Below are 12,798 nucleotides of genomic sequence, written 5' to 3'. Positions count from 1 at the left end.
CAATGCGGGCCTTGTGTTTTGCGCTATGGTATTTTTCTGCGTCCACTACCCGGAGAAGGAAATCCCATGCTGCGACTACTCGGCAAAGCCTCATCGATCAACGTGCGCAAAGTGCTGTGGACCTGTGCCGAACTGGACATCCCGTTCGAGCGCGAAGACTGGGGTTCGGGTTTCAAGTCGCCAAACACGCCGGAGTTTCTCGCGCTGAATCCCTGCGCCATGGTACCGGTGATCCAGGACGGCGATTTCACCTTGTGGGAATCAAACACGATCATTCGTTATCTGGCGACGCGTTACGGCGGCGCGCATTTGTATCCCGCTGAGCCTGTTGCCCGGGCGCGGGTCGATCAGTGGACCGACTGGCAGGCCTCGGAGCTGAATCGCTCGTGGTCGTATCCGCTGATGGCGCTGGTGCGCAAGTCGCCGGACTATCAGGATCGCAATGCCCTGGCCGCCGGCTGCCGGGACTGGACGCGCAACATGCAAATCCTCGATCGCCAACTGGAGAAGACCGGCGCTTACGTCAGTGGCGAGCAATTTTCCCTGGCGGACATCCCGATCGGGCTGTCAGTGAATCGCTGGTTCGAAACGCCGCTCGATCACGGAGATCTGGCTGCGGTGCGCGCCTATTACGATCGCTTGAATCAGCGCGACGGTTATCGTTTGTACGGGCGCAACGGCACGCCATAAAGACATGCTCGATCAGGCTTGCTCACGCACCACGCCCCGCTCTTCAAGCAAGCGCACGAACATGCTCAGACTGCGCGACACTGTGCCCCGGCGCCACACTAGCCAAGTGGTCAGATAGCGGAAGTCCGCGGTCAGCGGCCAGACGCTGACCGTCGCGCTGCCGGGCATGCTTTGCAGCATTTTTCGCGGCATCAGTGCCAGGCCGGCACCGGCGCTGACGCAGGCGAGCATGCCGTGGTAGGACTCCATTTCGAAGATCTTGCCCGGTACGGCAGCGTCAGTGCTGAACCATTTTTCGAAATGATGCCGGTAAGAACAGTTGGAACGGAAGGCGTAGATGTTTTCGCCATTCACGTCCGCCGCACGTTCGACCGGTGAATGATTGAGCGGCGCGATGATGACCATTTCCTCCTCGAACGCCGGCACCCCTTCCAGCGCCGGATGCAGCACCGGGCCGTCGACGAATGCAGCGGCGAGCCGCCCGGACAGCACGCCGTCGATCATCGTCCCCGATGGCCCGGTGGACAGGTCAAGGTCGACCTTCGGGTGCTGCTGGTTGTACGCCGCCAGCAGTTCGGGAATACGCACCGCTGCGGTACTTTCCAGCGAACCCAAGGGGAACGCGCCCTGGGGTTCCTCCCCCGCCACCGTGGCTCGGGCTTCCTGCACCAGATCGAGAATGCGCCGCGTGTATTCGAGAAAACTCCACCCGGCCGGTGACAGGCGCAGACGGCTTTTCTCACGGATGAACAGATCGACGCCGAGATCCTGCTCAAGCTGCTTGATCCGCGTAGTCAGGTTCGACGGCACGCGGTGAATGTGGGTGGCGGCGGCGCTGATGCTGCCGTGCTCGGCCACGGCCTTGAAGATTTCCAGTTGCACCAAATCCAAAGTCATTCTCCAATCGTGAAAGAAACGCTCTTTATTATTCAGTTTCCAGAAAACTAACGCCACCCTACTCTAGGCCCATCCGACGAACCTACAGGACAACGTCATGAGCCAGATTTCCAGCCAGACCCACGCCATCTCGATCAACCCCGCCACCGGTGAGCAGATCGGTCACTACGCGTTTGAATCCGCCGCCGCCCTTGATTCGGCGCTGACTCGCGCTGCCTTCGCTTTTGGCAAGTGGAAGCGCAAGCCGCTGCAGGATCGTTCGCGCCTTTTGACCGCCCTCGCCGGCGCGCTGCGTGAAACCTCAGAAGCGATGGCAACCATGATCACCCAGGAAATGGGCAAGCCGATCGCCCAGGCCCGTGGCGAAATCGAGAAATGCGCCAAGCTCTGCGAGTGGTACGCCGAACACGGCCCAGCCATGCTCGACGCCGAAGCCACCCAGGTTGAAGGCGGCAAGGCGCGTATCGAGTACCGTCCGCTGGGGCCGATTCTGGCGGTGATGCCGTGGAATTTCCCGATCTGGCAAGTGCTGCGCGGCGCGGTGCCGACGCTGATTGCCGGCAACACCTACGTACTGAAGCACGCGCCGAACGTGATGGGCAGCGCTTACCTGCTGCGCGATGCGTTTGTTCGCGCCGGTTTCCCCGAGGGCGTGTTTGAAGTGATCAACGTCACCCCGGAAGGCGTTTCCAGCGCCATTGCCGATTCGCGCATCGCCGCTGTGACGCTGACCGGCAGCGTCCGCGCCGGCATGGCCATCGGCGCTCAGGCCGGTGCGGCATTGAAGAAATGCGTGCTGGAACTCGGCGGCTCCGATCCGTTCATCGTGCTCAACGATGCTGACCTGGATGAGGCGGTGCACGCGGCGGTGGTCGGTCGTTATCAGAACTCCGGCCAGGTCTGCGCGGCTGCGAAACGTCTGATCATCGAACAAGGTGTTGTCGAAGAATTCACCCGCAAGTTCGTTGAAGCGACACGCCAGTTGAAAATGGGCGATCCGCTGAACGCTGACACTTACATCGGGCCGATGGCGCGGTTCGATCTGCGTGATGAACTGGATCAGCAAGTGCGCGACACGTTGGAGGAAGGCGCGACGCTGTTGCTGGGGGGCGGCAAGGTTGAGGGTTCGGGCAACTACTATGAGCCGACGGTACTGGCCGATGTCACCGACCGCATGACTTCGTTCAAGCAAGAGCTGTTCGGCCCGGTCGCTTCGATCATCACCGCCCGCGATTGCGCACACGCCGTGGCCTTGGCCAACGACAGCGATTTCGGCCTGACCGCGACTATCTACACCGCGAACGTGGCGCTGGCTGAGCAACTGACCAGTGAACTGGAAACCGGCGGCGTGTTCATCAACGGCTACTCCGCCAGCGATCCGCGTGTGACCTTCGGCGGCGTGAAAAAAAGCGGCTTCGGTCGTGAGCTGTCGCACTTTGGCGTACGGGAATTCTGCAACGCGCAGACCGTGTGGCTGGATCGTAAATAAGCCTGGTGCTGTAAAACCTGTGGGAGCGAGCCTGCTCGCGAAAGCGGTGTATCAAGCGATGAAGATGCCGAATCCACCGGCGCCATCGCTGGCAAGCCAGCTCCCACAAATACTGCGGTGGAAACTGATACAGCAAACCCCATAGAACCCTGTGGGAGCTGGCTTGCCAGCGATGGCGGTGCATCAGCCAGCATTTATACCGGCTGATTCACCGCTTTCGTGAGCAAGCTCACTCCCACAAGTCCACGCAATTTACAGATATTTCAACCATCTGATGTCCCGCCGCCGCGCTTTCAATACAGAGAACCAGCGCACTGCCGGGAACAGCACCACGGCAAGAATCACTGCCGCCAGCCACACCGCCGTCACCGTCGAAAAGCCGAAATAGCTGCCCTGATTCAGGCCGAACAGCGCCACGCCAATCAGGTACAACACCTTCAACACATACAAGTGCAGCAGATAGAAAAACATCGGTGCCGAGCCGAACACCGTCAGCCAGCCAATCCAGCGGGGACTCTGCACGCGCTCAAAGGCGAGCAACAGCAACAGACCCACGCTCACAGTCAGCGCGATGAACAGCAGCGACGGCGGATATTTGGTGATGTTGAAAAAACTCATCAGTGTCTGCACCAACGAATCGCTGATCGCCCACGGTTCTTCGCCGTAGCCGTTAATCAAGCGCAGCACCATAAATCCCAGCAATCCACCGATCCCGGCAATCAGCAAACGACGCTGACGCACCGCCGCGTCCATGCCCCGAGCAAACCACGGCCCCAGCGCATAGCCCAGGCCGATTACACCAATCCACGGCAGCAGCGGGTACGAGGTGCGCAGGCGCAGGGTGTCGCTGATCTCGATCCAGCCTCGATCATGCAGAATCGCCCAAGGCACATGCAGCGCCGACTCGACCGGGAAATGCAGCGTATCAAGCAAGTTGTGCCCGGCGATGATCGCCAGGCTCAGCGTCAGCAGCACCGCACGTGGCAACCAGACCAGCAGCGCCAGCGCGATCATGCTCAGGCCGATCGCCCAGATCACTTGCAGGTAGATCACGCTGGGCGGCAACTGGAAGGTCCAGGCGAAGTTGACCAAGGTGAACTCCAGCGCCACGAGGAACAATCCGCGCTTGAACAGAAACGCGCTGACATCGGCTTTGCCGGCGTATTTTTCGCCGTAGAGCCATGCCGACAATCCGGTCAGCAAGACGAACACCGGCGCACACAGATGCGCCAGAGTGCGGCTGAAAAACAGCGCCGGCTCGGTGCTGGCGATGTCCATCGGATCGGAGACCTGGCGATGCAGCAGGAAGGTTTCGCGCACGTGATCGAGCAGCATGAACAGGATCACCAGGCCTCGGAGCGCATCAATGGACAGCAGCCGGCCAGTCGTCAAGGGGGCAGAACGGGGAAGCACAGGGGTCATGGATCTTTCGCAATCGAGAGGGATAACACCGGACGGCCGTAACGCCGCCCGCAAATTCGCGTTACCTTATAACATCTAAAAAGCAAAACCCAAACAAGTCAGGATCAAGGTTGCCCATCGGCCCCGGCCTTCTATAGTGAACAGGTCTGCCCTGCCGTCGCGGCCCTCCTCGAGCGTTGTCCATGGTCAACACCGAACACCTGATCATTTGCGAGCACTGTGATTGTGTGTACGAGAAAGTCGTGCTCGCCCAACACCAGAAAACCCTGTGCGTGCGCTGCGGTGGCGTGCTGCAGCGCTTCAACGGCCTGACCATCGAGCAGCGTCTGGCGCTGACGTTCACGGCGGCGATGCTGTGGCTGTTCGCCAATTTCTACCCGGTGATGAGCATCAGCCTCAAAGGCATGAAAAACAGCGCAACCCTTTGGGATTCGGTGCTTGCTCTGAGTCAGGGGCCGATTACGTTCATTGCAATGGTCGCGGCGATTGCGATCATCATCGCCCCGGCATTTCAGCTGGTGTTGCTGGTCTGGGTGTTGAGTTTTGCCCTCGGCCTGCGTCGGGCACCGGGGTTCAATCTGTGCATGCGCTGGCTGGAAACCCTGCGCCCGTGGAGCATGCTCGAAGTGTGTCTGCTGGGGGCGATGGTCGCGGTGTTCAAACTCGCCGGACTGCTCGATGTGCTGCCCGGGATCGGCCTGTTCGCCCTGGCGGTGCTGAGCCTGATGATGATCCGCATTGCCGGCCGGGACATTCGCGAACTTTGGGACATTTTATGAAGCGTCCACCGACCGCCAGCGAACTCAACCTGTGCCTGTGCCACAGCTGTGGCCTGGCCTGTGACATGACCGACGAGCCACACCAGTGCCCGCGCTGTGATGCGCCGTTGCACCGGCGCAAGACCAATTCGCTGGCGCGCACCTGGGCGTACATGCTCGCCGCGCTGGCGTTTTATGTTCCCGCCAATCTGCTGCCGGTGATGAATACCGTGATGCTCGGCAACGGCGCCGACAGCACGATCATGAGTGGCGTGCTGGAGTTCTGGGAGGCCGGGGCGTGGGATATTGCGCTGATCATTTTCATCGCCAGCATCGCGGTGCCGGGAATCAAATTCGTCGCCCTGACCTTGCTGCTGGTCACCGTGCAGCGCAACAGCGATTGGGCGCGCAGGGAGCGTTCGAAGCTGTACCGCTTCGTCGAACTGATCGGCTACTGGTCGATGCTCGATGTGCTGGTGGTCGCGCTGGTCGCGGCGCTGGTGAAATTCCAGGCGCTGGGCGATATCGAGCCACGACCGGGCATCCTCTTCTTCGGCCTGGTCGTGGTGTTCACCATGCTCGCGGCGATGAGTTTCGACCCGCGCCTGATCTGGGACAAGGACACCAGCGACACGGTCAGCGACGCAGCGTCTGGAGCAGCACCTGCAACGGATGGCGCAGCGCCTGATCCGACTGGCGCTTGACCTGGCTGCGGCAGGAATAGCCGGTCGCCAGCGCCTCGCCCTTCTCCGCCGAAGCCTGCACCTGACGCGCCCACGATTGCTCATAAATGACTGCCGAGGTCTGGCGATTACGCGCTTCGTGGCCGTAGGTACCGGACATGCCGCAGCAACCGGTGGCTTGCGTGGCCAGCTTCAGTCCGGCACGTTCGAAGACCTGTTCCCATTGGCGGGTCGCGGCCGCCGCGTTGGTTTTCTCCGTGCAATGGGCGAGCAGACGGAACGCTTTGGGCTGAGCATCAGGCGTCCGTTCTGGCATAACCTTGAGCAACCACTCCTGCACCAGCGCCACTTCAGGACATTCATTCAGGCCCGGCACTTTCAGGTATTCCTGGCGATAGACCAGGGTCATCGCCGGATCGAGCCCCAGCAACGGCACGCCGGTCTGCGCCAGCGCCTGCAACTGCTCAGCGTTACGCAACGCCGCGCGATTGAACGCCGAGAGAAAGCCCTGCACATGCAGCGGTTTGCCATTGGCGCTGAACGGCGCCAGATACACCTGATAACCCAGGCGTGAAATCAGCTCGACCAGATCCGCCAGCAGCGGCGCTTCGAAGTAGCGGGTGAAGGCGTCCTGCACGATGACCACGCTGCGTTCGCGTTGCTCTGGGCTCAGCGCCGACAGCGTTGCGACGGTTGCCGGCTGCACCTGCCAACGGCGCATCGCCGCGTGGAAATCGAAACGGCTGAGCAACGGCACATCGACCATGCCACCGATCCGCGCGAGTGCGCCACGCACCCAGCCAGCGCCCATCACACCGTTGTACAGCGCCGGAATCCGCGCCATGTACGGAACGGTGTATTCCAGCGAAGCAATCAGGTAATCCCGTGCCGGCCGCAGATAACGACTGTGATACAGCTCGAGAAAACGCGAGCGAAACTCCGGCACGTTGACCTTGACCGGGCACTGCCCCGCGCAGGATTTACAGGCCAGACAACCGGCCATGGCGTCGTAAACTTCATGGGAAAAGTCTGCCGACGGATCGCGACTGTTGCGCCAGCGCTGCCACAGCGTGGGGAAAAACGCCGGTTTGCGGATCGCATCCGAGAGCACGTCGACGCCCGCCTCGCCCTGCAACCGCAGCCATTCGCGAATCAATGACGCGCGGCCCTTGGGCGACTGCGCGCGTTCGCGGGTGGCTTTCCACGACGGGCACATGGCGTCATCGGGATCGAAGTTGTAGCAGGCGCCGTTGCCATTGCAGTGCATGGCCGCGCCGTAGCTTTGCCAGACTTTCTCGTCGATCTGTCGATCCAGCTCGCCGCGCAGGGTCACTTCGTCGATCTTCAGCAGTGCTGCGCCGCTGTTGGCCGGCGTAGCGATTTTGCCCGGGTTGAACTGGTTGAACGGGTCGAACGCGGCTTTCAAGGCTTGCAGCGCCGGGTACAACTCGCCGAAGAATGCCGGCGCGTACTCCGAACGCAGGCCCTTGCCATGCTCGCCCCAGAGCAGGCCGCCGTAGCGCTGAGTCAACGCCGCTACGCCATCGGACACCGGGCGTACCAGCGCCGCTTGCTGCGGGTCTTTCATGTCGAGGATCGGCCGCACGTGCAGTACGCCGGCGTCGACATGGCCGAACATGCCGTACTGCAAACCGTGGCTGTCGAGCAGGTCGCGCAGCTCGGCGATGTATTCGGCCAAATGCTGCGGCGGCACTGCGGTGTCTTCAACGAACGGCTGCGGGCGGGCTTCACCGGCGACGTTGCCGAGCAGGCCCACCGCACGTTTGCGCATGCCGTAAACCTTGTTCACCGCTGCCTGACCGACCGCCAGCGTATGCCCGAGGCGCTCAACCGTGCGGTCGCTTTGCAGATGTTCGAGGAACGCTTCGACGCGGCGCTGCAAGTCTTGCGGATCGTCACCACAGAACTCGACCAGATTGATGCCCAGAGTCGGTCGCTCAGGGTTTTCGGGAAAATATTCGGCAACGCCGTGCCAGACGATGTCCTGCATCGCCAGCAGCAAAACCTTGGAATCGACGGTTTCGATCGACAACGGCTTGAGCGCCATCAACGCCCGCGCATCGCGCAAGGCATCCATGAACCCGGCGTAGCGGATATTCACCAGCATCGTGTGCTTGGGAATCGGCAGAACGTTCAACCGCGCTTCGACGACGAAGCCCAGCGAGCCCTCAGCGCCGCAGAGCACGCTGTTGAGGTTGAAGCGCTGATCGGCCTCACGCAGGTGCGCCAGGTCATAACCGGTCAGGCAGCGGTTGAGATCGGGGAAGCGTGCCTTGATCAGCTCGCCCTGTTCATCAATGATCTGCCGCGCACAACGATAGACTTCGCCGACCCGATCGTCGCGGGCGCACTGCGTTTCAAGCTCGTCCTCCGTCAGCGGCAGACCGTGCAAACGCTCGCCGCCGCGCAGGATCATCTCCAGTTCCAGCACATGGTCGCGGGTCTTGCCGTAGGTGCAACTGCCTTGGCCACTGGCGTCGGTATTGATCATGCCGCCGACCGTGGCGCGATTGGAGGTCGACAGTTCCGGGGCGAAGAACAGCCCGGCGGATTTCAACGCGGCGTTGAGCTGATCCTTGACCACCCCGGCCTGCACCCGCACCCAGCGCTGTTCGACGTTGATTTCCAGAATGCGGTTCATGTGCCGCGACAGGTCTACAACGATGCCGTCCGTCAGCGATTGACCGTTGGTGCCGGTGCCACCGCCACGGGGGTGATCACCACTTTCTCGTACGCCGGTTCGGCAATCAGCCGTGCGACACGTGCCACATCGTCCGCATCCAGCGGAAACACCGCCGCTTGCGGCAAGCGCTGATAGATCGAGTTGTCGGTCGCGAGCACCACCCGGCTGGCGTAATCAGCGCTGATTTCACCGCGAAAGCCGCTGTCTTTCAGGGCGGCGAGGAATTGTTGGTAATCGCCGGTCAGGGCTTTGGCAGGCGACAGCTGGGCAATCATCGGTCAGGTCATCTCGGTCAAATCGGGCTGTGTGGCGGTGAACAGTTGTGCGCAAGGAATGATTGCGTCAGGCTCCGCCATCTGATTGCGCCCATGTTCATTGCTGGCCAGCCATGGAACAAGCGTAATTTCGACCCGCTATCGATGAGTTTTACGAATGAATCCGCGCACCCTCACACCGTCCATGTCGCTGCTGCTGGCTTTCGAGGCCGCCGCTCGACACGAGAGCTACACCCGCGCCGCCCATGAACTGTCACTGACGCAGAGCGCGGTCAGCCGTCAGGTACAGATTCTCGAGAAGATGCTGGGCATGCGCTTGTTCAGCCGCGAAGGCCGGCAGGTGGTGCTGACGGATGTCGGGCGCATGTATCAGCGCGAACTCAGCGAAGCCCTCGGGCAGATTCGCAGCGCAACCTTGCAGGCAATGGCGTTTGGTTCGGGCATCCACAGCCTGCGCCTGGCGACGCTGCCGACCTTCGGCTCGAAATGGCTACTGCCACGGTTGAAGGATTTCTACACGGCGCACCCGGGCATGACCGTGCACCTGCACTCGCGGATCGAAACCATCGACTTCGATACCAGCGAAATCGACGCCGCCATCTGCGTCGGCGGCGGAGAATGGCCAGGCCTGACCGCCCTGCCCCTGCACACCGAAGAACTGGTGGCCATTGCCAGCGCGCAGTTGTCGGCACCTGAACGCGACAAAGCTGAGCAGCACATTGCCGGGCAGTTATTGCTCAACGTCAGCAGCAATGCCCAGGCGTGGGCGGAATGGTTCAGCCATCAGCAACTGCCGCATCGCAGCATGCGGATCGGGCCGAGCTTTGAAATGACCTCGCACTTGATCCAGGCGGTACGCGCCAATATCGGTGTTGGCCTGGTGCCGCGAATTCTGGTCGAAGACGAATTGTTCAAGGGCGAATTGCTGCAACTGGGCGAGCCGATTACCAGCCGACGCAGCTATTACCTGGTGTATCCGCCGCGTAATGAGAATCTGCCTTCGTTGAGAGCGTTTCGGGATTGGCTGCTCGAGACGCTTTGACTCGTGGGCCCCATCGCGGGCAAGCCCGCTCCCACAGGTATTGTGTCGCTCACAAATTTTGCATCCGACAAAGACCCTGTGGGAGCGGGCTTGCCCGCGATGGGGCCCGTCCCGACCACCTCAAAACCTCGGCTTGACCGCCCGCCAATCCGCCTTGTACCGCTGCATCTGCCGCACATCATCGCGCTGGCGAATCCCGCACGTCAGGTACTGGTCATGCAGCTTGGCCAGTTGCTCATGATCCAGCTCCAGCCCCAACCCCGGAGCGCGAGTGATCTTCACACAGCCATCGACAATCGGCAGCTTGCCGCCCTTGATCACTTCCTCGTCCGGCTCCTGCCACGGGTAGTGGGTGTCGCAGGCGTAATCCAGATTCGGCACCGCCGCCGCGACGTGCGCCATGGCCATCAGGCTGATGCCCAGGTGCGAGTTGGAATGCATCGACACGCCGAGGCCAAACACATCGCACATTTTCGCCAGCGTCTGCGTATCCCGCAGGCCACCCCAGTAATGGTGGTCGGCGAGGACGATTTGCACGCTGTTCTGCGCAACGCTGCGGCGGAACTCGTCGAAATCGGTAACGACCATATTGGTCGCCAAGGGCAGACCGGTGCGCTTGTGCAGTTCGGCCATGCCATCAAGGCCCGGGGTCGGGTCTTCGTAATACTGCAGATCATCGCCGAGCAGTTCGGCCATGCGAATCGCTGTCTCCAGCGACCAGTTGCCGTTCGGATCGATGCGCAGCGGAAATCCCTGAAAGGCTTTCTTCAGTGCCTTGATGCACGCCACCTCATGCTCCGGCGGCAAGGTGCCGGCCTTGAGCTTGATGCTCTTGAAACCGTACGCCTCGATCATCCGCGCTGCCTGCGCGACGATCTGTTGCTCGCTCAGCGCCTCGCCCCAGTTGTCCGGCTTGTAGGGGGACTCGATATGTTCGGCGTATTTGAAAAACAGGTAGGCGCTGAACGGCACTTCATCGCGGATCGCTCCGCCGAGCAGGTCCACCAGCGGCACGTTCAGGTAGTGCGCCTGCAAATCGAGAAACGCCACTTCGAATGCCGAGTAGGCATTGCTCACCGCTTTGCTGGCGTGGGAACCGGGGGCCAGTTCGGCACCAGCGACGCCGGCGGGTTTATTCGCCGCCACGGTGGCCTGCACGATCGCGCGCAATTGATTGAGGCTGAACGGATCGAGGCCGATCAACTGGCTCTGCAATTGTTGCTGGATCGCCAGCGCCGGGGCATCGCCGTAGCTTTCGCCGAGGCCGATGTAGCCGTTGTCACTTTCAATCTCGATGATCGAGCGCAGAGCAAAGGGTTCGTGGATGCCGCTGGCGTTGAGCAGTGGCGGATCGCGAAAGGCAATCGGGGTGACGCTGACACGGGTGATTTTCAAGATAACGCTCCTGACAGATCAACAATCGATTCAGTGGCTCGCAGCCGGACGAGCCGGCGCCACAACGGCGGCTTCGTCACTTGGCTTTGCCGGGGTTTTATCTTTGGCGCCAGGCGCCGTGCGGGCGAAGGAGATCACCACGGCAGCGATCAGCGATGTCGCCGCCAGGCCATACAGGCCGCCCTCGATGGAGCCGGTGGTTTGTTCAAGGATGCCGAACGCGGTCGGCGCGACGAAGCCGCCAAGGTTGCCGATGGAGTTGATCAGCGCGATCACCGCCGCCGCAATGCGCGCATCCAGATAGCTCTGCGGAATCGGCCAGAACAGCGCCGACGCCGCTTTGAAACCGATGGCGGCGAAGCAGATCGCGACAAATGCAAACACCGGCCCGCCGGTGGTCGACATGAACATACCGATGGCGGCGATCACCAGGGTCAGCGCGACCCAGGCCTGCTGGAATTTCCACTTGCCGGCCAGCGCCGCGAAGCCGTACATGGCGACAATCGAAATGATCCACGGAATGGAGTTGAGCAGCCCGACCTGGAAATCACCGAGGTTGCCCATCTTCTTGATCATGCTCGGTAGCCAGAAGGTTGCGCCGTAGATGGTCAGGGCAATGGAAAAGTAGATGAAGCAGAACAGCGCGATCTGCCGGTCGGCCAACAGCTTGAACATCGACGGCTTGGCGACTTGTACCGCTTCGCGAGCGCGCTGCTCCTCGGCAATCGCCGCGACCAGTGCGTCCCGCTCTTCCTCGCTCAGCCACTTGGCTTGACGCGGGTGCGATTGCAGCCAGAACCAGACGAAAGCACACAACACCACCGACGCTGCGCCTTCGATCAGAAACATCCACTGCCAGCCGTGCATGCCAAACCCGCTGATATGCAACAGCGCACCGGACACCGGGCCGGAAATGACCGAGGCAATCGCTGAGCCGCTAAGGAACACCGCCATGGTTTTGCCGCGCTCGGACGCTGGCAGCCATTGGGTGAAGTAGTAAATGATTCCCGGGAAGAACCCGGCCTCAGCCGCGCCAAGAATAAAGCGCAGTACGTAGAAACTGGTTTCGCCCTGAACAAAGGCCATGGCCATGGCCGCAGCGCCCCAGGTAAACATGATCCGCGTCAGCCAGACCCGCGCGCCGTAGCGCTGCAACAGCATGTTCGACGGCACTTCGAACAGCGCATAACCGATGAAAAACAATCCGGCGCCAAGTCCATAAGCCGCTGCGCCAATGCCCAGATCGGTCTCCAGATGACTGCGCACGAAACCGATATTGACCCGGTCGATGTAGTTGACGATGAACATCACCACGAACAGCGGCAGTACGTGGCGTTTGACCTTGGCGGCGGCGCGGGCGAGCACCGTGATGTCCGGCGGACTCTGGAGGGTTTTCAAGGGGCGACTCCCGATCTTGTTTTTTAGGGATGACTTGAAGCAATG

Annotated in this window: 9 protein-coding genes and 1 pseudogene; 5 read left to right on the top strand and 5 right to left on the bottom strand. The window is 61.3% G+C overall.

Annotated features, from left to right (window positions below):
• Nucleotides 1–66 precede the first annotated feature (66 nt).
• Nucleotides 67–690, top strand: coding sequence for a glutathione S-transferase family protein (locus tag ACZZ0K_RS08680; protein WP_150635062.1), 624 nt, complete (start codon nucleotides 67–69; stop codon nucleotides 688–690).
• A gap of 12 nt (nucleotides 691–702) precedes the next feature.
• On the opposite strand, the gene ptrR is transcribed toward ACZZ0K_RS08680, so the two are convergent.
• Entirely contained in the window at nucleotides 703–1,581 is an 879-nt protein-coding gene (ptrR, locus tag ACZZ0K_RS08675) for a putrescine utilization regulator PtrR (protein WP_133336964.1), read from the bottom strand.
• Nucleotides 1,582–1,684: 103 nt separating this feature from the next.
• Between ptrR and ACZZ0K_RS08670 the strand changes: the two genes are divergently transcribed.
• Nucleotides 1,685–3,076, top strand: coding sequence for an aldehyde dehydrogenase family protein (locus ACZZ0K_RS08670; protein WP_252878422.1), 1,392 nt, complete (start codon nucleotides 1,685–1,687; stop codon nucleotides 3,074–3,076).
• Between the two features lie 252 nt (nucleotides 3,077–3,328).
• Here ACZZ0K_RS08670 and ACZZ0K_RS08665 read toward each other — a convergent pair whose 3' ends face one another.
• A complete protein-coding gene (locus ACZZ0K_RS08665; RefSeq protein WP_258706824.1) occupies nucleotides 3,329–4,498 on the bottom strand; it encodes an acetyltransferase domain-containing protein in 1,170 nt (389 codons plus the stop codon).
• 182 nt (nucleotides 4,499–4,680) lie between these two features.
• Between ACZZ0K_RS08665 and ACZZ0K_RS08660 the strand changes: the two genes are divergently transcribed.
• Complete coding sequence (locus ACZZ0K_RS08660) at nucleotides 4,681–5,277, top strand: paraquat-inducible protein A (protein ID WP_041480769.1); 597 nt, start codon at nucleotides 4,681–4,683, stop codon at nucleotides 5,275–5,277.
• Entirely contained in the window at nucleotides 5,274–5,960 is a 687-nt protein-coding gene (locus ACZZ0K_RS08655; RefSeq protein ID WP_258706825.1) for a paraquat-inducible protein A, read from the top strand. Before ACZZ0K_RS08660 ends, ACZZ0K_RS08655 begins: the two co-directional genes overlap by 4 nt.
• Here the strand turns inward: ACZZ0K_RS08655 and ydiJ are convergent.
• Nucleotides 5,893–8,918 (bottom strand): annotated as a pseudogene (ydiJ, locus tag ACZZ0K_RS08650) (D-2-hydroxyglutarate dehydrogenase YdiJ). The gene ACZZ0K_RS08655 and the pseudogene ydiJ overlap by 68 nt on opposite strands.
• Nucleotides 8,919–9,075: 157 nt before the next feature.
• Between ydiJ and ACZZ0K_RS08645 the strand changes: the two are divergent.
• Nucleotides 9,076–9,960 carry a LysR substrate-binding domain-containing protein gene (locus ACZZ0K_RS08645; RefSeq protein ID WP_463559052.1) on the top strand — a complete coding sequence of 295 codons (885 nt, stop codon included), beginning with the start codon at nucleotides 9,076–9,078 and terminating at the stop codon, nucleotides 9,958–9,960.
• Between the two features lie 120 nt (nucleotides 9,961–10,080).
• Here the strand turns inward: ACZZ0K_RS08645 and ACZZ0K_RS08640 are convergent, their stop codons facing one another.
• Both ACZZ0K_RS08640 and ACZZ0K_RS08635 read right to left on the bottom strand, forming a co-directional pair.
• The gene (locus ACZZ0K_RS08640) at nucleotides 10,081–11,355 is read right to left on the bottom strand and encodes a glucarate dehydratase family protein (RefSeq protein ID WP_258706828.1); all 1,275 of its coding nucleotides are present in this window, start codon (nucleotides 11,353–11,355) and stop codon (nucleotides 10,081–10,083) included.
• A 30-nt stretch (nucleotides 11,356–11,385) separates the two neighbouring features.
• Complete coding sequence (locus ACZZ0K_RS08635; RefSeq protein ID WP_323620354.1) at nucleotides 11,386–12,753, bottom strand: MFS transporter; 1,368 nt, start codon at nucleotides 12,751–12,753, stop codon at nucleotides 11,386–11,388.
• Nucleotides 12,754–12,798: the final 45 nt, after the last annotated feature.

The sequence above is a fragment of the Pseudomonas sp. AC255 genome (assembly GCF_979258175.1).
This window is presented reverse-complemented; position numbering and strand designations above follow the sequence as displayed.